At 40.5% G+C, this 25,843-nt stretch carries 22 protein-coding genes and 1 riboswitch; of the genes, 21 read left to right on the top strand and 1 reads right to left on the bottom strand.

Annotation, left to right across the window (positions count from 1 at the left end):
* Window positions 1-10: 10 nt before the first annotated feature.
* Complete coding sequence (locus tag bhn_RS09295; protein ID WP_071176437.1) at window positions 11-997, bottom strand: helix-turn-helix domain-containing protein; 987 nt, start codon at window positions 995-997, stop codon at window positions 11-13.
* 369 nt (window positions 998-1,366) lie between these two features.
* On the opposite strand from bhn_RS09295, the gene bhn_RS09290 reads away from it, so the two are divergent.
* The 21 genes from bhn_RS09290 to bhn_RS09190 all read left to right on the top strand — a co-directional run bounded on the left by bhn_RS09290 (window position 1,367) and on the right by bhn_RS09190 (window position 25,734).
* Entirely contained in the window at window positions 1,367-2,827 is a 1,461-nt protein-coding gene (locus bhn_RS09290; RefSeq protein WP_071176436.1) for an extracellular solute-binding protein, read from the top strand.
* 131 nt (window positions 2,828-2,958) lie between these two features.
* Window positions 2,959-3,870: a carbohydrate ABC transporter permease gene (locus bhn_RS09285; RefSeq protein ID WP_071176435.1), complete on the top strand. Its 912-nt coding sequence runs from the start codon at window positions 2,959-2,961 to the stop codon at window positions 3,868-3,870.
* Window positions 3,870-4,727 (top strand): carbohydrate ABC transporter permease, encoded by an 858-nt coding sequence (locus tag bhn_RS09280; RefSeq protein WP_071176434.1) that lies wholly within the window; start codon window positions 3,870-3,872, stop codon window positions 4,725-4,727. The genes bhn_RS09285 and bhn_RS09280 overlap by 1 nt, the downstream gene beginning before the upstream one ends.
* Before the next feature lie 26 nt (window positions 4,728-4,753).
* The gene (locus tag bhn_RS09275) at window positions 4,754-6,748 is read left to right on the top strand and encodes a right-handed parallel beta-helix repeat-containing protein (RefSeq protein ID WP_071176433.1); all 1,995 of its coding nucleotides are present in this window, start codon (window positions 4,754-4,756) and stop codon (window positions 6,746-6,748) included.
* A 211-nt stretch (window positions 6,749-6,959) separates the two neighbouring features.
* The gene (locus tag bhn_RS09270) at window positions 6,960-7,925 is read left to right on the top strand and encodes a helix-turn-helix domain-containing protein (RefSeq protein ID WP_071176432.1); all 966 of its coding nucleotides are present in this window, start codon (window positions 6,960-6,962) and stop codon (window positions 7,923-7,925) included.
* A 130-nt stretch (window positions 7,926-8,055) separates the two neighbouring features.
* Window positions 8,056-8,661 (top strand): MptD family putative ECF transporter S component, encoded by a 606-nt coding sequence (locus bhn_RS09265; protein ID WP_236845903.1) that lies wholly within the window; start codon window positions 8,056-8,058, stop codon window positions 8,659-8,661.
* On the top strand, window positions 8,661-9,371 hold the full coding sequence (locus bhn_RS09260; protein WP_071176431.1) for an energy-coupling factor transporter transmembrane component T: 711 nt from the start codon (window positions 8,661-8,663) through the stop codon (window positions 9,369-9,371). Before bhn_RS09265 ends, bhn_RS09260 begins: the two co-directional genes overlap by 1 nt.
* Window positions 9,368-10,831 (top strand): ABC transporter ATP-binding protein, encoded by a 1,464-nt coding sequence (locus tag bhn_RS09255; protein ID WP_071176430.1) that lies wholly within the window; start codon window positions 9,368-9,370, stop codon window positions 10,829-10,831. Before bhn_RS09260 ends, bhn_RS09255 begins: the two co-directional genes overlap by 4 nt.
* Window positions 10,791-12,569, top strand: coding sequence for an ABC transporter ATP-binding protein (locus bhn_RS09250; protein WP_236845902.1), 1,779 nt, complete (start codon window positions 10,791-10,793; stop codon window positions 12,567-12,569). The genes bhn_RS09255 and bhn_RS09250 overlap by 41 nt, the downstream gene beginning before the upstream one ends.
* Window positions 12,570-12,571: 2 nt before the next feature.
* Window positions 12,572-14,305 carry an ABC transporter ATP-binding protein gene (locus bhn_RS09245; protein ID WP_071177491.1) on the top strand — a complete coding sequence of 578 codons (1,734 nt, stop codon included), beginning with the start codon at window positions 12,572-12,574 and terminating at the stop codon, window positions 14,303-14,305.
* A 126-nt stretch (window positions 14,306-14,431) separates the two neighbouring features.
* A riboswitch (purine riboswitch) is annotated at window positions 14,432-14,533 on the top strand.
* Window positions 14,534-14,677: 144 nt separating this feature from the next.
* Window positions 14,678-15,940 carry a BMP family ABC transporter substrate-binding protein gene (locus bhn_RS09240; protein WP_071176428.1) on the top strand — a complete coding sequence of 421 codons (1,263 nt, stop codon included), beginning with the start codon at window positions 14,678-14,680 and terminating at the stop codon, window positions 15,938-15,940.
* Window positions 15,941-16,039: 99 nt separating this feature from the next.
* Complete coding sequence (locus bhn_RS09235) at window positions 16,040-17,572, top strand: ABC transporter ATP-binding protein (protein WP_083385874.1); 1,533 nt, start codon at window positions 16,040-16,042, stop codon at window positions 17,570-17,572.
* Between the two features lie 2 nt (window positions 17,573-17,574).
* The gene (locus bhn_RS09230) at window positions 17,575-18,675 is read left to right on the top strand and encodes an ABC transporter permease (RefSeq protein ID WP_071176426.1); all 1,101 of its coding nucleotides are present in this window, start codon (window positions 17,575-17,577) and stop codon (window positions 18,673-18,675) included.
* Window positions 18,675-19,667, top strand: coding sequence for an ABC transporter permease (locus bhn_RS09225; RefSeq protein WP_071176425.1), 993 nt, complete (start codon window positions 18,675-18,677; stop codon window positions 19,665-19,667). The genes bhn_RS09230 and bhn_RS09225 overlap by 1 nt, the downstream gene beginning before the upstream one ends.
* Before the next feature lie 41 nt (window positions 19,668-19,708).
* Entirely contained in the window at window positions 19,709-20,287 is a 579-nt protein-coding gene (locus bhn_RS09220; RefSeq protein WP_071176424.1) for a xanthine phosphoribosyltransferase, read from the top strand.
* Window positions 20,288-20,460: 173 nt separating this feature from the next.
* Window positions 20,461-21,063, top strand: a complete 603-nt coding sequence (locus bhn_RS09215; RefSeq protein ID WP_071176423.1) for a TetR/AcrR family transcriptional regulator — start codon at window positions 20,461-20,463, stop codon at window positions 21,061-21,063.
* Window positions 21,064-21,075: 12 nt separating this feature from the next.
* Window positions 21,076-21,627 carry a flavodoxin domain-containing protein gene (locus bhn_RS09210; RefSeq protein ID WP_071176422.1) on the top strand — a complete coding sequence of 184 codons (552 nt, stop codon included), beginning with the start codon at window positions 21,076-21,078 and terminating at the stop codon, window positions 21,625-21,627.
* 60 nt (window positions 21,628-21,687) lie between these two features.
* A complete protein-coding gene (locus tag bhn_RS09205) occupies window positions 21,688-23,535 on the top strand; it encodes a serine hydrolase domain-containing protein (RefSeq protein ID WP_071176421.1) in 1,848 nt (615 codons plus the stop codon).
* A 254-nt stretch (window positions 23,536-23,789) separates the two neighbouring features.
* Window positions 23,790-24,563 (top strand): methyltransferase domain-containing protein, encoded by a 774-nt coding sequence (locus bhn_RS09200; RefSeq protein ID WP_071176420.1) that lies wholly within the window; start codon window positions 23,790-23,792, stop codon window positions 24,561-24,563.
* Window positions 24,564-24,891: 328 nt separating this feature from the next.
* Window positions 24,892-25,488, top strand: coding sequence for a helix-turn-helix domain-containing protein (locus tag bhn_RS09195; RefSeq protein ID WP_071176419.1), 597 nt, complete (start codon window positions 24,892-24,894; stop codon window positions 25,486-25,488).
* 39 nt (window positions 25,489-25,527) lie between these two features.
* Complete coding sequence (locus bhn_RS09190) at window positions 25,528-25,734, top strand: hypothetical protein (RefSeq protein WP_071176418.1); 207 nt, start codon at window positions 25,528-25,530, stop codon at window positions 25,732-25,734.
* Window positions 25,735-25,843: the final 109 nt, after the last annotated feature.

Below are 25,843 nucleotides of genomic sequence, written 5' to 3'. Positions count from 1 at the left end.
ACCGACCTCCCTAGGGCTCATTATTTGCTTTAGCAAAAAAAGGATTTGCCGATAACGGGTGCTTGGCCTCATTTAGCATTCTAAATTGTGAGGGCGGGTACCCGGTACTTTTTTTAAAGGCTCTTGTAAATGCAGTAGAGCTGGCAAAACCTGACTGGAAAGATATATCAGTAATAGATAGCTCAGGATTAGACAAAAGAGTCTGAGCATAGTTAATACGCATCTGCTGCAGATACTGGTAGAAGGTCATTCCGGCGTATTCACTAAAGATCCTTTCAAAATGATACTTGCTAAAACCAGCATATGTGGCGATGCTTTCAAGACTTATATTTTCAGCAAAGTGCTCAGAGATATAAGTACATACATTGCTAAGTGAGATAGTGTTCTTATAAGTTGATGAAACCAGGACAGAATCTGTACCTCTAAAAATGTCAATGTTTTTGCTGCAAAAGGCAATGAACTGCAAAAGAATAGAGTAGATCTCAAGCTCACCAAAAGGGGCAAGCTCAGTAAAGGCAACGACACTGTCGTCATCAACTTCTCCTTCTCTAATATGGATTGGAGGAGCGGAACCAAAATATAATTCCATGATACTGTTTAGATAATTGCAGACCTGTTCATAGATTTCTGGTGGACAGGTCTTTTTCTTTATATGCAGGGCTGGAGACATGAGGCGAAAGGCTTTGTCTATTTCTTTTAGTGAAACAATGCCTGAAAAATCTGCCTGAATATAGATTCTTGATCCCGGAGTAGGGGAAAAGATTTCGTGTAGAACTGCAGGGCAGATGAGGAGTATATCATCTATCTCTACGTCATAGGTTTGATTGGAGCATACAACCCTGTAAGGTGCTTCCTTGGGCCATATGATCTCTATATCTGTATGCCAGTGTGGGGGAAAATCGGTGTGGAGTCTGTTGATGAACATCCTAAGATTGGTACCGATCTTGTGCTGGATGTTTTCTTTTGCGCTTGCTGCAAGGTCTAAGTCGCTTCTCATATTCTGTAAATTCTCCTGAAGTAGTTTTTGAGATGCTTAATAGGTTAAAAATTGCTATGGGTAAAATACATATTGCCTAAAAGCAATAAATGTATTTTAAGGATTAATGTGAATTATAACATATATACACCTAGAAAACGTGAAAAAAACCGACAAATTGATGTAAAAATAAAATATAGCCACAAAAAACATTAACAATATACATATCATAATAGCAATTTTGGTATGGTGATTAGCAACTTTGCACAAGCCAAAAAAGGTGAATCATTATAAAGTTGTATTATCAAATGATCGATCCAATGTTTCGAAACAAGGATATTCTCAGAAGGTATGCAAAGAAACTTATAACTTTATTTAGGAGGATATTGTATGAAAAACAAATTTTTGGCTGTCTTGTTTGCATCAGTACTTGCTGTTACAACACTTGCTGGTTGCGGATCAAGTTCAGCACCTGCCTCAGGAACATCTGATAGCAAATCATCTGAAACAAAGACAGAGACTACAACAGAGACAACAACAGATAGTGCTAGTGCTTCAACAGGTAAGCAGACAGATGGAAAGAATCTTCCAACTTTAACTACAGAGCCTTTAGAGATTCTTCTTTGGGATATCGCTACAGATGATCCTGGAAAATCAACGCAGGAAGCTGCAGTTCAGAGATTCATGGCAGATTATCCTAACATCAAGGTTACTCAGGTTCATCAGCAGAATGATAACTACAAGCAGCAGCTGGTTGTTGCTATGAGTTCAGGACAGTGTCCTGATATGTACATGCACTGGGGCGGCGGTCCTATGGCTGAGTATTACAAGTCAGGTCATGCGATCGATATCACAGATATGTATGCAAAATATGATCACCCTGAATTTATTGATGCTGCTATAGCACAGTCTTCATATGATGGAAAGCTTCTTGCTATTCCTTTCGGTGGACTTTCAGGATGTGACATTTACTACAACAAGACAATCTTTGCTGAGCAGGGAATCGAAGTTCCTGAAACTATCGATGAACTCGAGGCAGCTTGCGAAAAGCTTAAGGCAGCAGGCTACATTCCATTCTCACTTGCAAATGCTTCCAAGTGGACAGGTTCAATGTACTACATGTATCTTGTAGCTCGTCACTCAGGAAATGCTGAGTTCGATGCAGCTTATACACAGGAAAATGGCGGCTCATTCAACAGCCCTGCATTCATCTATGCAGCTGAGAAGATCCAGGATTGGGTAAGAAAGGGATATTTCCCAGATGGTGTTAACTCTCTTACAGCAGATGATAACCAGGATAGAGCACTTATGTATGATGGCTCAGCAGCAATGATGCTTCATGGTTCATGGCAGTCTTCAGGAATGAAGAATGACAATGAAGAGTGGTACACAGAGAACATCGGTGTATTCCGCTTCCCTGAGGATACAGAGGCTAAGGCAGCTGGTGTTCCTCAGAATGTTGAGATCGGAACAGCTATCGGTAACGGATTCTCATTCAACTGCTTCAAGGAAGATGGTTCTATTGACCAGGAGAAGCTTGATGCTTGCTACGTTCTTGCTACTCAGTACTACAACGATGATACATACAATCAGATGCAGGTTGCAGTAGGTGCAATCCCTTCAATCAAGGGCTACGGTGCTGATACTGTTGATGACCCTAACGATAAGATTGTAGCAAACGTATTCTTTAGCGCATCAAACGTACAGCTTTGGTATGACCAGTACCTTCCAGCATCTGTAACAGAAGTTCACAAGAACTGCATGACAGAGCTCTTTGGTCTTGAGAAGACTCCAGAAGAGATTGGTGCGGAAGAAGATGCGGCAATGCAGAAAGCGATTGCTGAACAGTAAAGCAAAGGGGAATGTCTTTACTGAAGTCTTATAAAAGTAACTGCTCGCAGGAAATAAACCTCCTGCGGGCGGTTTTTCATAATCACTAGTTAAGATTGTTTCGTCTATTAGGCGGCAGGGAAGGAGCTAATGTGAGTAAAGGGAAAAAAGAAGGGCTTGCTCAGGCAAAAGCAAAGAGTACAGCCAAGGCAGCAACTGTATTCCTGTTGCCAGCGCTTTTGCTGATAGCAATATTTATCGTATATCCTGTAATAGATACATTTGCCATAAGCGGCTACAAATGGAATGGTATATCTGCAGACAGGGTGTTTATAGGCTTTGAAAACTGGAAAACTCTTTTACATGATGAGATGTTCTGGAAATCCTTCAGACACAATCTGACTGTAATGGTTTTCTCAATTCTTTTACAGATTCCTATCGGAATGTTACTTGCAACTTTTCTTGATGCAGGTGGTAAGAAGTTTAATATCTTTAAGATCATCTGGTTTTTACCATATCTTATGAGTTCTGTTGCAATCGCGTTTCTTTTCATATACGCACTTGCAACTAATGGAGGTATCATTTCTTCTCTTGCAACACTTATAAATGGTAAAAGAACTACTGTCGATCTTCTTGGAACATCTCCAAACGCCTTATTTACTGTTATTGGGGTAATGGCATGGCAATTTACACCTTTTTATATGGTATATTTCATTGCCGGATACGGAAATATCGATACTGCTATATATGAGGCAGCTATTATCGATGGTGCCACCAGAGGCCAGTATATCCGCCACATTGCAATACCTCTTTTGGGACCTATCTTTAAGACTGCATGTACAATGTCACTGATCGGATCACTTAAATATTTCGATATGATCTGGAATATGACTCAGGGAGGTCCTTCAGGATCCACAGAGCTCATGGCCACATATATGTACAAGCTGTCATTTCAGCAGTTTAATATGGGATATGGTTCGTGCGTAGCAGCAGGAATGTTCGTTCTGATAACAGCTATAGCACTGCTCTTTAACAAAGTATTCAAGGTTAAGGAGGATTACTAATGACAATTGAAAATGAATATAAAAAGTCCAAGATCAAGTCAAGGATCGCTTGGACGATTGCTATTATATTTGCACTTATACAGTTAGTGCTTACACTTACACCATTTTGCTTTATGCTGATCAACTCGTTCCGCAAACAGTTCGATATGCTTCAGCAGGGAGTATTTCATTTACCAGATCCCTGGTACTTCCTCAATTATGTAGAAGTTGTAACCCACGGATTTTTCGGCTTCTTCTTTAGAAGCGTAGTGGTAGTTGGTGTTTCTTTGGTACTTATGCTCATCATTTCAGCCTTTGCAGCTTATCCACTTGCAAGAATGAACTTCAAGTTAAACCCATTTATATATGCAACCATAGTTGCTATGATGTCGGTACCAATGCATGTTACACTTATTCCTATCTTTAAACTTACTACAAACATAGGAATCTATGATTCACTTAAAGCTCTTATCGGACCATATGTAGCTTTTGCACTTCCAATGTCTGTATTTATCCTTACAGCATTTATGAAGACTATTCCAAAAGAGATTGAGGAATCAGCAGAAATTGATGGATGCAACCGTTATCAGAACTTTTTCAGGATGATACTTCCACTTTCAAAGTCCGGATTATCTACACTGGCAATATATAACGGTGTAGCAATGTGGAATGAATTTGCTTTTGCGAATACACTTATCATTACTCCTTCAAAAAAGACACTTCCACTAGCACTTGGTCAGTTCAAAGGTGAGCATTCACTTGATATTCCTATAATTTTAGCAGTTCTGACACTCTCAGTACTTCCTATGATCTCTCTTTTCATCATATTCCAGGATAAGCTGGTAAAAGGTATGATGGCAGGTGCGGTTAAGGGCTAATAGACAGCAAAAGAAAGAAGGTAATTATGACAATTTACGTAGACGTTAACGCAAAGCACGATGGAAATGGAAGTAAGCAGCTGCCTTTCAGACGAATAAATGAAGCAGCTAAAGTCGCATTACCAGGTGATGAGATAGTAGTTGCACCTGGAGTGTACAGAGAATATGTAAATCCTGTTAATCCGGGAACAGAAGAAAAAAGAATAGTATACAGAAGTGAAAAACCACTTGGAGCCATCATTACTGGTGCAGAAAAGGTTGGCTCATGGGAAAAGCATGAAGGCGATGTGTGGAAAACTCGAGTAAAGAACAGCATTTTTGGTGGATATAATCCTTATACAACACTTGTTTATGGTGACTGGTATTTCGCTACACCAAACAAGCACACAGGCTGCGTATGGCTTAACGATGAAGCTCTTTATGAGGCACAGAGCGTGGATGAGTGTATTGAGGCTAAAGTCTATGAATGTTCATGGGTCCCTGAGAAATCCACCAGAAAATGGTACGCAGAGCAGGATAAAGAAAATAACGAAACAGTATTTTACGCTAACTTTGGTGGAGCAGACCCTAATAAAGAAAACGTTGAGATCACAGTAAGACGTGAGTGCTTCATGCCGGAAAAAGAAGGCGTGGGATTCATTACAGTCAGCGGTTTTAACATCAATAAAGCTGCAACAACATGGGCTCCACCAGCAGCTTATCAGGATGGAATGATCAGTCCTCATTGGAGTAAGGGATGGATCATTGAAGACTGTGAGATCTGGGGAAGTAAATGCGCAGGAATCTGCGTTGGACGCTATTTTGATCCTGAAAACAGCAACTACTACACAACAGAGCATTTAAAGAGTCCTACTCAGATGGAGAGAGATTCTGTATGCCGTGGTCAGTATTATGGCTGGTTAAAAGAAAAGATCGGAGGCCATATCATTCGCCGCAATAATATCCACCACTGTGAGCAGGGCGGTATCATAGGACGTATGGGCGGCGTATTCAGCATCATCGAAGATAACCATATTCATCATATAAACAATATGATGGAGCTTGGCGGAGCTGAGATTGCTGGTATCAAGATGCATGCAGCTATCGATGTAGTTATGCGTCGCAATCACATCCACCACTGCACAATGGGAATCTGGTGTGACTGGGAAGCTCAGGGTACAAGGATCACACAGAATCTTTTACATGATAATGAAAGACCTTCCTTTGCTGAACAGCTTAAGGGCGGAATGACATGTCAGGATATCTTCGTAGAAGTAAGCCATGGACCAACACTTATCGATAACAATATCCTTTTGTCAGATGTTTCACTTCGCATAGCAACTCAGGGCGTAGCTATGGTACATAATCTCTGTGCTGGATCCTTTACTATGGTTGGAGAGGGAACAACCTGGAGATACACACCATATCATATGCCACACAGAACAGAAGTAATGGGCTTTATGACTATCCTTCATGGTGATGACCGCATTTACAACAATATCTTCATCCAGAAGTGGCCTTCTGATGACCTGGTTCTTTTAAATGATTCAGAGCCTGACAAGAAGTATACAGAGAACAGAAAGGTTGGAACATACTGCTTTGATGAGTATCCAACTTATGATGAGTGGCTTCCACAGTTTGATCTTGATGATCCATATCCAAATATGATGAAGCATGACCAGTTCCACTTTGCACATCTCCCTGTCTGGATTGATGGAAATGCCTACTTTGAAGGCGCCAAGGGCTGGGCAAAGGAGAAGAATTCCTTCACCGACGGATCAGGAAAGGTTTATGTGGATGTAGTTGAAAAGGATGGCGGATACTATCTTGATACCAACATCTATGATGTCCTTAAGGACTTCAAGGTAGATATGATCGATACTGAAGTCTTAGGTAAAGCCTTTGAGCCTCAGCAAAAATACGAGAATGCTGATGGAACACCAATTACTTTCAATGTTGACTATCTTGGAGAGCACAGAGGCGCAGACGTAATCCCTGGACCTTTCGCAACCAAAGAGGACGTGAAGAAGCAGGTATTCTGATGGAGCCAAAATGAGCCCTAGGGACGGAGGTTGTGGCTCATTTTTCCAAAGTATTGAGTTCTAGGGATGCAGTGTGTGACTCACTTTTACAAAAATGAGCCACAACCTCCGTCCCTAGGGCTCATTTTTTGTGAAAAAGGTTAGCCGATGCTAACAAGAAGTGCTATGATTGAACGTGGAGTAAGAAAAAGTGTTAGCGTAAGGGATTATTATGGGAAGAAACGAAAAACAAAAAGGAACCCAGATACAGTTTACGATTCCTGGAGAAAATAACGAACATGAAGGAAAAATGAAATGGATAGTGTTAAATGAGTGCCTGTATATTGGCTATATAGATATCTGGTCAAGGTACCTTCCAGATAGTGTGTTCAGGTCTCCTTCTTTTAGAAAGCAGGGAACAGTTCCTTTTAAGATCAACTATTGCTTTAAGGGCAGATGTGAAGTTGGGCTTAATTCAGGAACTACGACCTTTGTTACAGGAAATGAGATTGCCCTTGATTATGGAACTTCTGGAGATGGTAAAAAAGCATTCTTTTACCCTACAGCTGAGTATGAGGGAATAGAAGTTATAATCGTTCCATCAGAAAAGTTAAGCAGTGAGATTTCCATATTTGGCGCTGAGAAGACAGCTGATAATTTGATCGAAAAATTGAGTCATAGAAATGAGCCTGTAATAACAGTGGCAGATAAGCGTGTTAAAAGATGTGTTGAAGAGATAAAGGAAGACATACAGGGCGATTATGATACCAATCTTTTGATGGCAGACATAATAAAGCTTCTTCTTTTACTTGGAGACATTTCTTTTGATGCAGATAAGAGAAGGACCTACTGCACACCGTCTCAGGTGGATATAGCTAAAAAGGCTCTTGAGATCATAATGGAAGATCTCTCGATCAGGCATACTGCAGCGGAGCTGGCATCGGAATTTGGAGTAAGCGAATCCTCACTAAAAAACTACTTTAGAGCAGTTTATGGGAGAGGCTATAACGATATGATAAGAGAGATCAGGATGAAAAAGGCAGCAGAACTTATCATAAGCAGCAAGAAGAGTCTTGGGGAAATTGCTGAAGATGTTGGATATCAGAATCAATCAAGGTTCTCAGATGCGTTCTTAAAATATCACAAAGTTCTACCTATGGAATTCAAGAGAAGAAATTTCAAAGAAAAAATAAAATAACAACCCATTGCTAAAAAGGCTAAAATTGTTGTTTCGGCGTTGAAAAAAGGATATGGAGCAAATAAAATCATATGATGGTGTTAGCGCTTGCTAACAAATAATATGCCTTATGAGGCAGGAGGAGAAGAAAATGGATGGAATAATGACTCAGAATAGTCAAAAAGAAAAGCTTAGCGGAAAGGATCTCATCAACATTGGTATTTATGCGGCAATCTATCTGGTGATCATGACTGCAGTATCAATGCTTGGATTTATTCCTATCATGATGCCAATGCTATCAGTTTTATGCCCTTTGTTCGGCGGTATTACAATGATGCTCTTTTTTACTAAGGTAAAGAAATTTGGAATGATAACCATAATCACTGTGATCATCGGAGCATTTTTGTGGGTGACAGGAATGGGCTATTGGCCATTTATTTTTGGAATAATTTGTGGTGTATTAGCTGATCTTGTAGCAAAGAGCGGCAATTATACAAGTAAGAAAAAGGCAGTACTTAGCCATGGAATCATGAGCATTACGATATTTGGATGTTTCCTTCCTTTATATCTTGATATAAACGGATATTTTTCGACCAGAACTTCATTTGGAAGTGAATATATAGAAGCTCTTACAAAGATATTTCAGCCATGGACAGCACCTGTGATTTTTGGATGCTCATTTGTATTTGGAATTCTTGGAGCACTTCTTGGACAGCACTTCCTTAAAAAGCATTTTGAGAAAGCAGGTATCGTTTAATGAAATTGGATCGTGGAATCCTTATGGATCCAAGGACGAAGCTGCTGATACTTATAACAGTAACAACCTTTGCTCTTGGCGGAGCTGGAGGTGAAGCTACTGCAAAGATGGTTCCTGTCTTATGCATGGTGCCTTTCGTGCTTCTTTTGACAGCTAAGAGATTTAAAACTGCTTTAATAGGAATCATCCTCTTTGCCGGATCCAGCATTCTTCTTGAAAGTGCTAACGCACATAATATGGGCGGATTTTTGTATTACATGATCCTGGGCTGCTGTGGATTACTTGGAAGATTTCTTCCATGCATCATGATGGGAAGATATCTCATGGAATCCACGACTGTGAGCGAATTCACTGCAGCTATGAAGAAGATCCATGTAAGTGATAATATCATCATTCCACTTTCTGTTATGTTTCGCTTTTTTCCCACAGTAATGGATGAAGCTGATTCAATTGGAAGTGCCATGAAGATGAGAGGAATAAGCTTTGGGGGCAAACACTCTTCCAAGATGATCGAGTACAGGCTGGTTCCTCTTATGACCTGCTGTGTGAACATTGGCGAGGAGTTATCTGCAGCTGCCCTTACAAGGGGACTTGGAGGCAAGGTTAAAAGAACTAATATCTGCAAGGTAGGCTTTCATTTCCAGGATTATATTGCAATAGCTATCTGTATAGTTCCTTGGATATTACTGATTATGGATGTGGTGAGATGATCAAATTTGAGAATGTGAGTTTTAATTATTCAAAATCAGATGACAGATCTGTGAAGAATATCAATCTTGAAATTAAAGAAGGCGAGGCAGTTCTTTTGTGCGGCGAATCAGGCTGCGGAAAGACAACATTGGTTCGTATGATAAATGGTCTCATCCCTCATTTTTATGAAGGAGAAATGAAGGGACAGGTTCTTGTTGATGAAATGAACATCACTAGTGAAGAGCTCTATGAGACAGCCCGAAAAGTCGGATCAGTTTTCCAAAATCCAAGAAGTCAGTTCTTTTGCGTTGATAGTACTTCAGAGCTTGCTTTTGGACCTGAAAACATGGGACTTCCAGAAGATGATATAAAGGCAAGGATAGAAAGAACAGTTGAATCCATGAATATCAGAAAGCTTATGGATAGGAGTATTTTTGATATGTCTGGAGGCGAAAAGCAAAAGATAGCATGTGCTTCTGTAGATACACTTGAGCCGAAAGTATGTGTTTTGGACGAGCCTTCATCTAACTTGAGCCTTGAAGCAATTGATGATCTTAAAGAGACATTAAAGAGATGGAAAAAAGCTGGAAGAACCATCGTAGTAGCTGAACACAGGCTGTATTGGCTAAAAGACATTTGTGACAGAGTTATCTGCCTTAATAAAGGCGAAGTTGTTTTTGATATGCCTATGAAAGAATTCAGGCTTCTAAGAGAAGATGACCTTAGAAAGTACGGCCTTAGATCAATAGAAGAAAACCTTTCTATGATGCCTGTAAAAGAGAAGATTTCTTTTGCTAACAATATTGTTCTTGAGAATTTTGCCTATAGCTACAAAAAGTATGATGCACTTCATATTGACCATTTAGAGATTCCTCAAAATGAAGTGATTGCCATTGTTGGACCTAACGGAGCTGGTAAATCAACGTTTTCAAAGTGCATCTGCGGACTTATGAAGGGGTTCAAGGGTTATGCACTTATAGATGGTAAAAGATGCAGGAAAAAAGAACTGTTAAAGAAGTCATATATGGTAATGCAGGATGTAAATCATCAACTGTTTAGCGAAACAGTAATGGAAGAGGTGACTCTTGGAATGGATGAGGAAAATGAAGAGCGTGTCCTTGAAGTTCTAGATGAGCTTGGCCTTAGCTCTTTTGCCCAAAGACATCCTATGAGCCTGTCAGGTGGACAAAAACAGAGGGTTGCAGTTGCCAGTGCAATCCTGTCGGATAAGGACATTATATTGTTTGATGAGCCAACCAGCGGTCTTGATTTTTACAACATGGAAAAGGTTGCAGATCTTATCAGATCACTTAGGGGTTCAAAAACAGTATTTGTTGTAACTCATGATCCGGATCTTGTAAGGAGATGCGCCACAATGGTGCTTAGCCTGGAGAATGGGGTCATAGCAAATAAATATACATATGGAGAAAAGAGAGAAAATGGGAGAAAAGAAGAAAAGTGTTATACCGCAGCTGTTTAAGTATGCCGGAAATCACAAATATTTTACTATCAGTTCCTGGATACTGGCTGCAATAAGTGCGTTGTTATCCCTTGCGCCATTTTATTTTATCTGGTGCATCATAAGGGAAGTAGTTGAGGTGGCACCTGATTTTAGCAGGGCAACTCATATCGTATCTTACGGATGGAAAGCCGTGGGAATGAGCGTTTTAGCTTATATAGTTTACATAGCTGCGCTTATGTGTTCCCATGTGGCTGCCTTTAGAGTTCAGACCAATATGAGAGTATCTTTGATGCAGCATATCATGAAGCTTCCGCTTGGCTATATCGAGACTGAAGGAAGCGGTAAGATCAGAAAAGTAGTAGCTGATTCAACTGCTGCAACAGAGACATTCCTTGCTCATAGCCTTCCTGATAAGGCTGTAAGCTATGCAACACCTATAGGCCTTATAGCTATGCTTCTTATTTTTGACTGGAGAATAGGCCTTATCTGCCTTATTCCAGCAGTTTTGGCGTTTCTTGCAATGGGCGGCATGATGGGAGAAAAACTTCAGAATGATATGAAGGAATACCAGAATGCCCTTGATGAGATGTCAGCTGAAGCGGTTGAGTATGTAAGAGGTATTCCTGTTGTTAAGACTTTTGGCCAGTCGGTATTTTCATTTAAGAGATTTAAAGAAGCTATTGATAAGTATGAAGAGTGGACAATCAAATACACAGTTCTTATGAGAATTCCGATGGTTCTTTTTACAACAGCAGCCAATGCTGTATTTGCAGCCCTTATTGTATGCAGCTTCATCTTTACCAGAGGAGGCATCACTAATACCTTCTTGTACAATATTCTCTTTTACCTGATAATTACTCCACTACTGACGATCACTCTTATGAAGGTTGCCTATGCAGGTGAGAGTGAGATGGTGGTAAAAGATGCCCTTGGCAGAATGTACTCCATCCTTAATGAGGAACCTCTTTCAGAAGCTAGGGATCCAAAGGTTCCTAAGGACAGCAGCATCATCATAGAAGATATCTCTTTTACCTATGATGAGAAAAAGAGTAATGCAATAGACGGTATATCTCTTGAGATAAAGCCTGGAGATCATGTGGCATTTGTAGGACCTTCTGGCGGCGGTAAGACCACACTTGCTTCACTTATTGCAAGGTTCTGGGATGTAGATAAGGGAAGTATAAAGATTGGCGGAATTGACGTAAAGGATATTGCAAGCGACGAGCTTATGAGACAGGTTTCTTACGTCTTCCAGGACAGTAAGCTGCTTAAGATGTCTATCTTAGACAATGTCAGAATGGGAAGACCGGACGCTACAGACGAAGAGGTGGTCAAGGCTCTTAAGGATGCCATGTGCTGGGATATCATAGAAAAGCTTCCAGAGGGATTAAATACTATGATAGGAAGTAAAGGCACATATGTATCTGGAGGCGAAGCTCAGAGAATATCAATTGCCAGAGCGTTCCTTAAAAATGCTCCTATATTGATCCTTGATGAAGCAACAGCTTTTGCTGATCCTGATAATGAGGTAATGGTTCAGAAGGCTTTTGCAAATCTTTCAAAGGATAAGACGGTTATCATGATCGCACATCGCTTATCTACAGTAGTTGATGCTGACAAGATATGTGTTTTGACAGATGGAAAGATAGCTGAAGCAGGAAAGCATGAAGAACTTCTTGCTAGAGGCGGTATATATAGTCATATGTGGAATGAGTACCAGAAATCAGTAAATTGGAAGGTAGGTAAGGGAGCATGAGTATAATAGAAAAAATGCAGCATAAATACGCGCTCTCTGAGCAGGGAGCCAAGGATATGATAAAGGCAATCGGAGCATGCACATTAGCAAATTTTGCTCAGATGATGCCTGTTGGACTTCTTTATTTTTTGACCTGTGATCTTTTTAATAGAGAACTTCCAAAGTCTCATATCATGATATATGTAATTGGAACTATCGTTTGTTTGCTTGCCGTTGCTGGAACAGAATACCTTCAGTACAATGCAACATTCTTTTCAACATATGTAGAGAGCGGTGTTAGAAGGCGTTCACTTGCTGAGAAACTTAGAAAGATCCCTCTTTCATTTTTTGGTAAAAAAGATCTGGCTGATCTTACTAATACAATAATGGCCGATTGTGCAATGATTGAGACAGCATCTTCACATTGGCTTCCAGAGCTGGTTGGAGCTTTCATTGCAACTACACTTGTTGTTATCAGCCTTTTCTTTTATGAACCAAGAATGGCTCTTGCAGCAGTTTGGGTACTTCCTGTTTCTTTTATCATTGTATTTACATCTAGAAACGTAATGCACAAGGTAAACAGAAGAGGTAACAGATACAGGGTTGCCTGCCTTGATGGTATTCAGGAAGCGCTTGAGACAGTACGTGATCTTAAGGCGTATAACGCACAGGATACATACCTGGAAGGACTTAACAAAAAGATAAAAGCTGTAGAAGAGCACAATATCTTTTCAGAGTTCCTTAATGCAGCATTTGTGTGCAATGCCCAGATGATCCTTAAATTCGGCATTGGAACTGTGGCTATCGTTGGTTCAACTCTTTTGATAAAAGGAGATATCAACATAGTTACATTCTTCATGTTCCTGCTGGTAGTATCAAGAATGTATGAGCCTCTTCAGATCGCCCTTCAGAATTTCTCAGCTCTTATCGCTACAGATACCCAGTGTGAGAGAATGGATGAGATATTAACACATGATGAGCAGATTGGAGTAGAGAAGCTTTCTAATAACGGCTATGACATTGAGTTTCAGAATGTTAAGTTTGCTTATGATGACGGCGAGACAGTACTTAGTGATGTCAGCTTTGTAGCAAAGCAGGGCGAAGTCACAGCTCTTATTGGCCCTTCTGGTGGTGGCAAGACTACGGTGTCAAGGCTTGCAGCAAGATTCTGGGATATCGGAAGCGGACGAATCACTGTAGGCGGTATGGACGTTAGTAAGATCGATCCGGAAACTCTTTTATCAATGTACTCAATAGTGTTCCAGGATGTAACACTGTTTAATAATACGGTTCTTGAGAATATCAGAATAGGAAGAAAAGATGCTACAGATGAGGAGGTTAAAAAAGCTGCAAGACTTGCTCACTGTGAGGAATTCATCGAAAAGCTTCCTGATGGCTACAATACTCTTATAGGTGAAAATGGTTCAGAGCTTTCGGGTGGAGAGCGTCAGAGAATATCTATAGCAAGAGCATTCCTTAAGGATGCACCTATCATTCTCATGGATGAAGCAACAGCGTCTCTTGATGTTGATAACGAGTCAGTTATTCAGGAAGCTATCAGTAAGCTTATAAAAGATAAGACTGTACTCATCATTGCTCACCGTATGCGTACTGTAGATGGTGCCGACAAGATAGTAGTGCTCAAGAACGGTAAGGTTGCAGAGTTTGGAAGCCCTGTCAAATTAAAAGAAGAAAATGGAATATATAGTCATATGATCTCTATGCAGATGCAGTCAGATAACTGGAAACTTGCGTGAGGATTATGTTTTGGGAGTAGCGGTTGCTGCTCCCTTTTTTGTAAACGTGAAAAATCTTAAAGTTGCCGCAGAGTTTGCAAAAACATTTTGATTAAAAAAAGCTTGTAATCTTGATGTTACTTTGCTAATATAAGCGGGGATTTTATCGATATAGGTCAAATGATATGGATTTGATGTTTCTACCCGGTTACCGTAAATTACCGGACTATCGAGTGTTTGATGCATATACAATAATTTTATATTAATTGTTAAAGATATCAAATCAGATAGGCGTAGAAGCATTGGCTCTACGTCTATTTTTGTTTAAACAAAAAGCGCAGAAGATCCTTCCATGCTGATGACCTTATGTCGGTATCAAAATAGGAGGATGAAATGAAAAAAATTAAAAAAGTACTGTCAGCAGTTCTTGCTGCCACAATGGTAATGTCTTTAGTTGCTTGCTCAAGCGAGGCTGAAGCAGAGAAAGAAGCAGAAACAACAGCATCTGAGGCTACAGAAACAGAAGGTGCAGAGCAGACAGCTGCATCAGACGTAAAGGTTGGATTTATTTTCTTACACGATGAGAATTCAACATACGATCTTAACTTTATCAACGGTGCTACAGAGGCATGCAAGGCTGCAGGTGTTGAATATATGTTCAAGACAAATATTCCTGAGGGACAGGAATGCTATGAAGCAGCATGTGAGCTTGCAGATGCAGGTTGCGATATCGTTTTTGCAGATTCATTTGGTCATGAAGATTATATGATCGAGGCAGCTAAGGAATATCCTGAAGTTCAGTTCTGCCATGCAACAGGTACAAAGGCACATACTGAGAATCTTTCAAACTACCACAACGCTTTTGCTACAATCTATGAGGGACGTTATCTTGCAGGTATCGCTGCAGGAATGAAGCTCAATGAGATGATCGCAAATGGTGAGATCACAGAAGACCAGACAAAGATTGGCTATGTTGGTGCTTACACATATGCAGAAGTTATCTCAGGTTATACATCCTTCTTCCTTGGCGCACGTTCAGTTTGCCCATCAGCTACAATGGAAGTAACTTTCACAGGTTCTTGGTACGATGAGACAGCTGAAAAGGAAGGCGCTAACAAGCTTATCGAAGATGGCTGCGTACTTCTTTCACAGCACGCTGATTCAATGGGTGCTCCTACAGCATGTGAAAAGGCTGGTGTACCTGATGTATCTTACAACGGAAGCACAGCATCTGCTTGCCCTAACACATTCATTGTTTCTTCAAGAATTGATTGGGCTCCATATTTTGCATACATCATCGACTCTGTAGCAAATGGAAAAGCAATTGATACTGACTGGGTTGGAACACTTGAGACAGGTTCAGTTGTTCTTACAGACCTTGGAGATGCAGCAGCAGAGGGTACAGCTGATGCAATTGCAGAGGCTGAAAAGGCTATGAATGCAGGAACACTTCATGTATTTGATACAACTACATTTACTGTAAACGGTGAGACACTTACATCATACATGGCTGATGTTGATACAGATGCTGATTATACAGCTGATACAGAAGTTATCACTGATGGTTACTTTGCAGAGTCTGGTTCAGAATTCCGTTCAGCTCCTTACTTCGATTTACAGATCGACGGAATTTCACTTCTTGATACTGCATATTAATTATTACATTATGTAATTTGAGGAAATCTTTGTAGAAGCACAGATAATTCTGTGCTCACAAAGATTTCCTATTTTTAGTCTATAAAGAAATTTTGAAAGGTGATAATTGTGGAAAATAGGGAAGTAGCCATATCGCTTCGTGGCATTACAAAGTCTTTTGGTGATGTAACGGCAAATAGTAATGTTAATCTCGATGTTTATAAGGGCGAGATATTATCTCTTCTTGGTGAGAATGGAAGTGGAAAGACCACTCTTATGAATATGCTTGCGGGAATCTATTATCCTGATGCCGGTCAGATAATCATAAACGGCAAAGAGGCTGTTATCCGCTCTCCTAGAGATGCTTTTGATCTGGGAATAGGAATGGTTCATCAGCACTTTAAGCTTATTGATGTATTTAATGCGACAGAGAACATTATTCTTGGTCTTGAAGGAAAGCTTAATATAAAAGAGGCTGAGAAAAGGATAAAAGAGATCTGCGACAAATACGGATTCGAGATCAATACCAAAAAGAAGATATATGATATGTCCGTTTCTGAAAAGCAGACAGTCGAGATCGTTAAGGTACTTTATAGGGGAGCAGACATTTTAATATTGGATGAACCCACAGCCGTACTGACACCTCAGGAAACCGAGAAACTTTTTAATGTCATGCGCAACATGAAACATGATGGAAAGTCCATAGTTATCATTACTCACAAGCTAAACGAGGTACAGAGCATATCTGACAGAGTTGCAGTTCTGCGTCATGGAGAATTTATCAATGACATGAAGACAAGCAAGACCAATGCCCAGGAGATGACTGACATGATGGTAGGTCATTCTGTTTCTCTTAATATTGAAAGACCTGAACCAGTAGATCCTAAGCCTCGCATCACAGTAGAGAATCTTACTGTTGTTGACGAAGAGGGATTAGTTAAGCTTGATGATGTTTCTTTTACTGCTAATACAGGAGAAATTCTTGGTATTGCAGGAATATCAGGCTGTGGACAAAAGGAACTTCTCCGTGCAATTGCAGGTCTTGAGATTGTTAAAGAGGGAAAGATCACATATATCCATCAGGATGGAAGGACAGAGGAACTTCTTGGTAAATCTCCAAGAGAGATCTCTGAACTTGGCGTAAAGCTTTCATTTGTTCCTGAAGATAGACTGGGAATGGGACTTGTTGGAAACATGAATCTTGCTGATAATATGATGCTCAGGTCCTATAGAAACGGTAAGTCAAGATTCTTTACTGAGAAAAAACAGCCTAGAGAACTTGCGAGGAAGGTTGTAGATAAGCTTCAGGTAGCAACTCCAAGTATCGACACACCAGTACGACTTTTATCTGGCGGAAATGTACAAAAGGTCCTTGTTGGAAGAGAGATATCTTCAAGGCCTAAGGTACTTCTGACAGCATATGCGGTAAGAGGTCTTGACATCAGTTCTTCCTACCAGATCTATGACCTTATCAACCAGCAAAAGAAACGAGGAGCAGCGGTTCTCTTTGTTGGAGAAGATCTGGATGTCCTTGTTGAACTTTGCGACAGAATCCTTGTTCTTTGCGGTGGTAAGGTTACAGGAATCGTAGATGGAAGAAATACCGATAAATATACACTTGGATCAATGATGACACAGAAAGGAGAGGCTTAATAATGGAACAGAAAGTAAAAGAGCCTCGTTATCATATTGTAAAAAGAGCAGATATCAGCGGCAAAGAAGCGTGGATCATTAGAGTAGTTGCAATTCTGTCAGCTCTTTTGTTATGCGCAATAATCACTATGGTCTGCACAGGCGACAATCCAATATCCATATTTGCAACAATCTTCAAAGGGGCATTTGGTACCCAGAGAAAAACCTGGATAACACTGCAGTATGTTGCTGTTCTTCTTATTATTTCTCTGGCACTTACACCTGCATTTAAAATGCAGTTCTGGAATGTCGGTGGTGAAGGACAGGTACTTATGGGAGGTCTTGCGGCTGCAACTTGTATGATCACATTAGCGGATAAGCTTCCAAATGCAGTTGTGATCCTTCTTATGATCGTTACTTCTATATTGGCAGGTGCTATATGGGGAGTTATCCCAGCACTTTTTAAAGCTATGTGGAATACAAATGAAACTCTTTCAACCCTGATGATGAACTATATCGCAACTCAGCTTGTAGCGTACTTTACTATAGTTTGGGAAGTCCCTAAGGGATCAGGTAAGATTGGTATCATTAACCAGAATTCAAACGTTGGCTGGCTTCCAAATGTTGGCAACAAATATCTTTTAAGTATTATCGTTGCTACCGTTGTAACTATTGGAATGATGATCTATCTGAAATATACCAAACATGGATATGAGATAGAAGTAGTTGGTGAAAGCCAGAATACAGCTAGATACGTAGGCATAAGCGTTGAGAAGGTTATTATCAGGACCATGCTACTATCTGGAGCAATCTGCGGCTTGGCAGGACTTCTTTTGGTTGGAGGTATTAACCATACGATAACCACAACTATTTCTGATGGACAGGGCTTTACAGGTGTTATGGTTTCTTGGCTTGCCAAGTTTAATCCGATCGCAATGATCTTTACTAGCCTTCTTATCATCTTCATGGGCAGAGGCGCCAGCGAAATATCTACAGCCTTTGAGCTTAATCAGAGCTTTGCAGATATTCTTACAGGAATAATCCTGTTCTTTATTATTGGATGTGAGTTTTTTATAAGATATAAGATTGTAGCACGTAAAGATTTAGGAAAGGAGAACGCATAATGTTTAGTTTGGTTGCTTTTATACCAAGAGCTGTACAGCAGGGCGTTCCTCTGCTTCTTGGAAGTACAGGTGAGACGATCACAGAAAAATCAGGAAACTTAAATCTTGGAATTCCTGGAGTTATGTATGTTGGCGCAATAAGCGGTGTTATAGGATCTTTTTTCTATGAACAGTCAGTTCCTTCAGGACAGCTCAATGGTTTCCTGGCAATATTTATACCGCTTATCTGTGCACTTATAGGTTCTTTTTTAATGGGATTGTTATACTGCTTTTTGACAGTTAGCTTAAGAGCTAATCAGAATGTTACAGGTCTTGCAATGACGACCTTTGGTATAGGCTTTGGTAATTTCTTTGGCGGTTCTTTGATTAAGCTTGCAGGTGCTGATGTTCCATCAATTTCATTGTCAGCAACCTCTGCATATTTTAGTAAGAGCCTTCCTTTTGCATCAAAAACAGGCTGGTTTGGCAAAGTGTTCTTATCATACGGATTTTTGGCATATGTAGCTATTATCATTGCTTTGATCTGTGCCTATGTGCTTAAAAAGACAAGAGTAGGCCTTCACCTTCGTGCTGTTGGCGAAGATCCTGCAGCAGCGGACGCAGCTGGTATTGATGTAAAGAAATACAAATATGTCTCAACATGTCTTGGCTGTATGATAGCGGGACTTGGCGGATTATATTATGTAATGGATTATGCATGCGGTGTATGGTCTAATGATGCTTTCGGAGATAGAGGATGGCTGGCTATTGCGCTGGTTATCTTTACAATATGGAAGCCTGATATTGGTATTTTGTCCTCAATTCTTTTTGGCGGACTTTACATTTTATACCTGTATCTTCCTTCAGGTACACATACTGAATACAAAGAGCTGTACAAGATGATCCCTTATATTGTTACTCTTGTGGTTCTTGTTATTACCAGTATGAGAAACAAAAAGGAAGACCAGCCTCCAAAGAGTCTTGGAACCAATTATTTCCGTGAAGAAAGATAAAGATCTTTTATTCTGAATATACAAGCAAAGAAGGTAGAGAGATGAATTTTCTTGAAGAGAGAATTATTAAAGACGGTGTTGTTAAGGAAGGCAACATATTAAAGGTAGACAGTTTCTTAAATCATCAATTGGACGTTGAGCTTTTTGATCAGATGGGCGCAGAATGGGCAAAAAGATTTGAAGGTGTTGAGATAAATAAGATCCTGACTATCGAAGCATCAGGCATAGGTATTGCCTGCGTGGCAGCAAGGCATTTTAATGTTCCTGTGGTATTTGCCAAAAAGTCTCAGAGTGTAAACCTTGATGGCGAAATGTATACTGCGGAAGTAGAGTCTTTTACCCACAAAAACAAGAACAATGTGATCGTATCCAAAAAGTTCCTTAATGAAAATGATAAGGTCCTTATCATCGATGATTTTCTGGCAAATGGATGTGCATTGCAGGGACTTATCTCAATAATAAACAGCGCTGGTGCCTCTGTGGCAGGAATTGGTATAGCTATTGAAAAGGGCTTCCAGTCAGGTGGACAGATAATCAGAAATCTGGGCTACAAACTTGAATCTCTCGCAATAGTTGATGGAATGAACCCTGAAACAGGTAAGATTAATTTTAGAAATTGAATCCTTTACTGTCAGGTAAATGTAAAGCAGGAGGCATATGTTGCCTCCTATTTTTTTACCCATGAACACGGGCATTATGGTTTATTGACAGTTAACGTGCGTTACCATATAATAGGTAACGATGGTTAGAAAAAACGCCAGTAAAAGATAAAAAGTGTAGAAAGCGTGGATATATGGCAAGGACAAATGCTAAGGAACCACTGATAGAAGCGGCAAGAAATCTCTTTTCCATAAAAGGATATGATGGGACAAGTGTTGATGAGATCGCAGAATCTATTGGAATAAAGGGACCGACGATTTACAAATATTTCAAGAATAAAGAGGAACTTTTAAAAGCGGTAATAGAAAGTTCAGAAGCGGAGTATGTCAAAGGTATGATCAGCGGAGCGCCTGATGAACTGCCAGATATGATCAATTCCAAAGAGAAACTGAAGGAGTATGTTTTAAAGTCTTTGGATTTTACGCTTAAAAATGACACAGCTAAAAAGATGCGAAGACTCGTTACCATGGAACAATATAGAAATGCAACTTTTGCTAAGCTGGCAACCTGGCACCAACTAACATATCTTCAGGATTTATATGCTTCGATTTTTCAAAAGATGATGGATAATGGACAAATGATAGAAGGTGACGCGAAGATAATCGCGCTGGAATTTCTATCACCGATAACTATCATGATCCAACTGATAGACAGGGAACCAAGGAAAAAGAAAGAAGCACTTCAAACAATAGAAAAGCATATAGATACATTTTTGATAAGATACGGATTCAAATGAGGAGGAGAAAAAATGAAAACACTTATTATTTACACATCGCAGACCGGATTTACAAAGAGATACGCTCTGTGGCTTGCTGGTAAAGTAGACGGAGATGTACTTGAGCTTAAGGATGCGCAGAAAAAGGAAAATGATTTTTTTGACGGCTATGACGCTATTTGCTATGGCGGATGGGCTATGGCTGAAAAAATCGTGAAGTCAAAGTGGTTCCTTGAAAAAGCTGAGAGCTGGAAAAATAAGAAACTTGCTATGTTTTGTGTTGGCGGAACACCAAATGGAGAGCCTCAGGTGGATGCACTTCTTAAGAATGCGCTCACTGACGCTCAGAGTGAATATATTAAGGTGTTTTACTGTCAGGGCGGAATGAACTACGAAAAGATGAGTGCCCCTACAAGGATCACTATGAAGATGTTTGTTTCTGCTGTAAAAAATAAAAAAGATGCAACCAGTGAACAAAAAGAGATGTTTGAGAGGATGGCTTCATCCTATGACATATCAGATATCAAGTATATAGAGCCTATTGCAGCATATCTTACAGAAATAAACGAGGAAAAGGCTGTATAAAAATCGGAGATCATCCAGGGGATAATTGATTACCTGAAGCAATAGTATGGAGGAATAGATATGCTTAAGAAGATAATTGCATGTTTAACAACTGCCTCGATGCTCGCCTGTATGTCCATTACGACGATGGCGACCCAGAATGAGACGCCCTCTGGCATCCCAATCGATGAAGTGGGAAGCCGTATCGAACAGTGGGCTTCAGAGAATGAGAACGAGTATCCGTCATTCGCGGTAGCTGTCGTAAAAGGCGATGAATTGGTCTATTCGGGGGCGTTCGGATATATCGACATTGAGAACGGAATCGAGGCGACACCTGATGATACTGTTTATGAGTGGGGGTCTTGCTCCAAGACAATGGTCTGGGTTAGTGTAATGCAGTTGTGGGAGCAGGGAAGAATAGACCTTAACGAGGACATCCGTAATTACCTGCCGGAAGGCTTCTTCCATAACTTAAGATATGACGATCCCATCACCATGCTGAACCTCATGAACCACAATGCCGGCTGGGGCGAGGCGACATGGGCGATGCAGTCCACAGATGAGAATGACATCATGGATCTGGGGGAAGCTTTGCAGTATGCAGAGCCGGTACAAATGTACCGCCCGGGCGAGGTTTCTTCCTACAGCAACTATGGAGCGGCACTTGCCGGCTATGTAGTCGAGTGCATCACCGGCCAGTCTTATGTGGATTATATACATGAGCATATCTTCGATTTGCTCGGTATGGAGCACACTGCCATCGCACCGGCACATAACGATAACGAGTGGGTTTACGAGAGAAGACAGCAGTTCGTGAATTATCAACGAGCCGCTGATTCCTGGGCACCTAACGGTCATCAGCTTTGCTTCATCTTACCGTATCCTGCAGGTGCTGCCTGCGGTACGATCGAGGATATGGCACTTTACTGTTCCGCACTTGTGTCAGACGAGAATCCTCTGTTCGAGAATGAGTCCACAAGAGATGAATTGTTCTCTGCAACGATGTTCTGCGGCAGTACTGATATTGCTTTCGGCTGTCATGGATTCTGGATTGACGATTATGAATGTGCAACCACATTGGGTCATAACGGAGGAACCAACGGCGGCTCCGCTAACCTTGAATTCGATCCCGAAAGCGGAATCGGTGTGGTTACTCTTATGAACGGCAGCGGAAAGCCTCATCAGGCCATGGCTGAGCTCGTGTTCGGTGATCCTGTCATTCAGATTCCGGAGACGATAGGCGGCGACTTTACTTCACAGGATCTTTCGGGGCTGTGCATCAGCGCGAGGTCGTGGAGGCGCGGTCCGTTAAGATTTATGTCGATGTTGGGACTCATGCCGATCACACGTGTGAGCGAAGAAGAGTACGACGTCGCGGGCATGTATACCATTACAAGATTTGCCGAGGATGCTTTTTACTTACAAGATGATTCGTTCGGAATGGCGGCGGAGTATAAGGTTCTCGATGACGGCACTCGCGTGTTCGGTGTCGCGTCTTCCGGTTATGTTACAGAGAAGGGACTAGTGGCTGAGCTTATATTGATGTGTCTTTATGTGTTGATCGTACTTGTTGCAGCCGTGCTTCTTATCATAAAGCTCATCAGAGTAATTGCCAAGAAGAATAAGCCCTACGCAGGTTCAAAGATCATAACGGTAGCGCAGATCGCTAAGATTGTCTCTGCCGGTGTCATCGGTTTTTGGCTTAGTGTGTTGAGAGCGCAGTACGGACTGTATAAGCCGCAGGGTATCATTGGCTGCTTCGTGCAGATGCTTTGCTTTGCAGTATGTCTCGCGTCAGCATTTGTATCCGTCAAAGCTCTCACAAAGGGCGGCAAGGGCAAGTTCAAGTACATAGTAAACGTACTCGGCAATGCTTCTTTCGCGACGGCAATGGTAGTATTTGAACTAATGAAATTTTGGAGTGTTTAATTACAGCATAAACGACTAAAGATTTTCAGAAAACAAGTAATTGCACTTTCTTTTGAGTTTAGTATAATATTCATTGTTGTGACAATCTGGATAAACAGAGGTCATATGGGAGGTAATCATGAGAATACGAGATAACTACTCGGTGCAGTTTTAGTGCTGACAGCAGGTTGTACCGAGGCTAATGGAAATGTTTTGCTGTCACATACTGCACCGAACAAATAAGACTATAAACAATTATTTGAAAAGGAGCAGATATGAATACAGAAAGAATAACAGAATTAAGAAAAGAGTGGGAAGCAGAGGAGAAGATAGCTCATATACATGGTTGGGATTTTTCTCATATTCATGACAGATATGAAGAGGAGGAAGATCTTCCTTGGGACTATAAGCAGATAATTGACGAGAATCGCATAGACAGTATGAAACTGTTGGATTTTGATACAGGCGGTGGAGAGTTCCTTTTATCTCTTGGACATCCTTATAGCAACACTGCGGCTACAGAAGGTTACGCACCAAATGTTGAGCTATGCAAGAAAGAATTGCTGCCGCTTGGAATTGATTTCAAGTCTTGTGATGATGCTTCAAAGGTTCCTTTTGCAGATAGCTCTTTTGACATGATTATAAATAGACATGGCGACTTTGATCCTGTAGAAACAGCCAGACTGCTGAGACCAAACGGATTGTTCATTACTGAGCAGGTGGGCGGTGAGAATGACAGAGACCTTGTAAAGATGGTCCTGCCTGATGTGCCAAAGCCATTCCCAGAGCTTGAACTATCTATTCAGAAGAAAAAGTTCGAGGTTGCAGGACTACAGGTTGTCAGAGCAGAGGAAGCATTCAGACCAATTCGCTTTTATGATGTTGGTGCTTTTGTCTGGTTTGCTCACATCATAGAATGGGAGTTCCCAGGATTTTCTGTAGATAAATGCTTTGACAAGCTTCTTGAAATGCAGGAAGAGATTGATAAGAATGGATTTGTAGAAGGTACAATCCACAGATATCTCATTGTTGCAAAGAAGATAAGTTGATGATTATGGGCGGTAAGTTACATAGACTTGCCGCTTTTAAATTGTATGCACAGTTGAATCGGAAGTTAATCGAACAAATTCGAGTTTGTTGATTTGAATATAATCTTACATGGACCAGTACCCTGGGGACGCCCAAACAGTACTGGTCTATTATTATGCCTATTCTTTTAACATTCGTAATATGGTAAGATTATAAAAGTGCGTAGAAACGCCTATTTTACGGCATGTAAAAAGATTTTGACATGGCTAAAAAGCGTAAATGTCAAAGCTTTTTGATGGCGACGAAATCAATATCTCGGTATTCTGAGGTGGAAAGAGAGACATAAGAATGGAACTTGGGAACAGAATCAAAGAATTAAGGAAAGCACAAAATATTAACCAGGATGAATTGGCTGAAAAGTTATTTGTTTCAAGACAGACAATTTCAAATTGGGAGAATGACAAAAGCTATCCGGATATTCAGAGCGTATTGCTTCTAAGTGAAATCTTTAATGTCTCCGTAGACCAACTATTAAAAGGAGATGTTGAAAAGATGGAAAGAATCATCACAGAACAAACGCAGGCAGACATTAACAAGATGAATACCTACGCGATAGGAATGCTGATTTCTATAGTAGCACTTCTTATCTCTACGCCAGTATTGGCATTCACAACTGGATTTTGGTTTTTCATACCATTTGTATTGCTGTTTGCTTGCACAATGTATTTTGCCACTAGAATTGAAAAGTGCAAAAAGGAGTATAATGTCCAAACTTATAAGGAGATTGTAGCTTTTACAAAGGGAGAGGCGCTTTCTAAAGAAGATCAGATAAGAGAAGAGGCAAAAAGACCTTATCAGAAAGCTATATTTGCAATACTGTCAGGCGTTATAGCTGCAGTGGTATGCGGTGGCATAGGTGCAGCACTCATTCTGTTATTCAAATAATCATTTAAACGAAAACAACCAACATTGGAGGATATAAAAATGAAATTTTCAAAAGAGCAGCAGAAGTTACTTACTTTATTTATTTTGGGAATATTATTATGTGGTATCGCTCACATTTTCCCAAGTGGACTAAATGTCCTCGCAGCTATTGCAGGATTTCTTCTTATAGGATATTTCTCAGTTAAAAGCTATGAAATCATGAAAGAAGAAAAGAAAGAAAAAGAGACAGAACATACTGAAGAATGATATCGAATCATCATAAATAGAACCTTACATAGACCAGTACCTCTGGGGACGCCCAGATGATATGTACTGGTCTATTATTATGCCCATTTTTAGCGCAAGGAATGGACAT

The organism is Butyrivibrio hungatei (assembly GCF_001858005.1).
GTDB lineage: Bacteria > Bacillota > Clostridia > Lachnospirales > Lachnospiraceae > Butyrivibrio > Butyrivibrio hungatei.
The sequence above is the reverse complement of the archived record's forward strand: the minus strand, read 5'-3'. Positions and strand labels throughout refer to the sequence as shown.

Bases quoted from the DNA above. Each gene is read 5' to 3' on its own strand.
- bhn_RS09255 (WP_071176430.1), top strand. From the start codon at position 9,368: ATGATCAAATTTGAGAATGTGAGTTTTAATTATTCAAAATCAGATGAC.
- bhn_RS09280 (WP_071176434.1), top strand. From the start codon at position 3,870: ATGACAATTGAAAATGAATATAAAAAGTCCAAGATCAAGTCAAGGATC.
- bhn_RS09220 (WP_071176424.1), top strand. From the start codon at position 19,709: ATGAATTTTCTTGAAGAGAGAATTATTAAAGACGGTGTTGTTAAGGAA.
- bhn_RS09260 (WP_071176431.1), top strand. From the start codon at position 8,661: ATGAAATTGGATCGTGGAATCCTTATGGATCCAAGGACGAAGCTGCTG.
- bhn_RS09190 (WP_071176418.1), top strand. From the start codon at position 25,528: ATGAAATTTTCAAAAGAGCAGCAGAAGTTACTTACTTTATTTATTTTG.
- bhn_RS09265 (WP_236845903.1), top strand. From the start codon at position 8,056: ATGGATGGAATAATGACTCAGAATAGTCAAAAAGAAAAGCTTAGCGGA.
- bhn_RS09270 (WP_071176432.1), top strand. From the start codon at position 6,960: ATGGGAAGAAACGAAAAACAAAAAGGAACCCAGATACAGTTTACGATT.
- bhn_RS09200 (WP_071176420.1), top strand. From the start codon at position 23,790: ATGAATACAGAAAGAATAACAGAATTAAGAAAAGAGTGGGAAGCAGAG.
- bhn_RS09230 (WP_071176426.1), top strand. From the start codon at position 17,575: ATGGAACAGAAAGTAAAAGAGCCTCGTTATCATATTGTAAAAAGAGCA.
- bhn_RS09205 (WP_071176421.1), top strand. From the start codon at position 21,688: ATGCTTAAGAAGATAATTGCATGTTTAACAACTGCCTCGATGCTCGCC.
- bhn_RS09215 (WP_071176423.1), top strand. From the start codon at position 20,461: ATGGCAAGGACAAATGCTAAGGAACCACTGATAGAAGCGGCAAGAAAT.
- bhn_RS09290 (WP_071176436.1), top strand. From the start codon at position 1,367: ATGAAAAACAAATTTTTGGCTGTCTTGTTTGCATCAGTACTTGCTGTT.
- bhn_RS09250 (WP_236845902.1), top strand. From the start codon at position 10,791: ATGGGAGAAAAGAAGAAAAGTGTTATACCGCAGCTGTTTAAGTATGCC.
- bhn_RS09240 (WP_071176428.1), top strand. From the start codon at position 14,678: ATGAAAAAAATTAAAAAAGTACTGTCAGCAGTTCTTGCTGCCACAATG.
- bhn_RS09210 (WP_071176422.1), top strand. From the start codon at position 21,076: ATGAAAACACTTATTATTTACACATCGCAGACCGGATTTACAAAGAGA.
- bhn_RS09195 (WP_071176419.1), top strand. From the start codon at position 24,892: ATGGAACTTGGGAACAGAATCAAAGAATTAAGGAAAGCACAAAATATT.
- bhn_RS09295 (WP_071176437.1), bottom strand. From the start codon at position 997: ATGAGAAGCGACTTAGACCTTGCAGCAAGCGCAAAAGAAAACATCCAG.
- bhn_RS09275 (WP_071176433.1), top strand. From the start codon at position 4,754: ATGACAATTTACGTAGACGTTAACGCAAAGCACGATGGAAATGGAAGT.
- bhn_RS09225 (WP_071176425.1), top strand. From the start codon at position 18,675: ATGTTTAGTTTGGTTGCTTTTATACCAAGAGCTGTACAGCAGGGCGTT.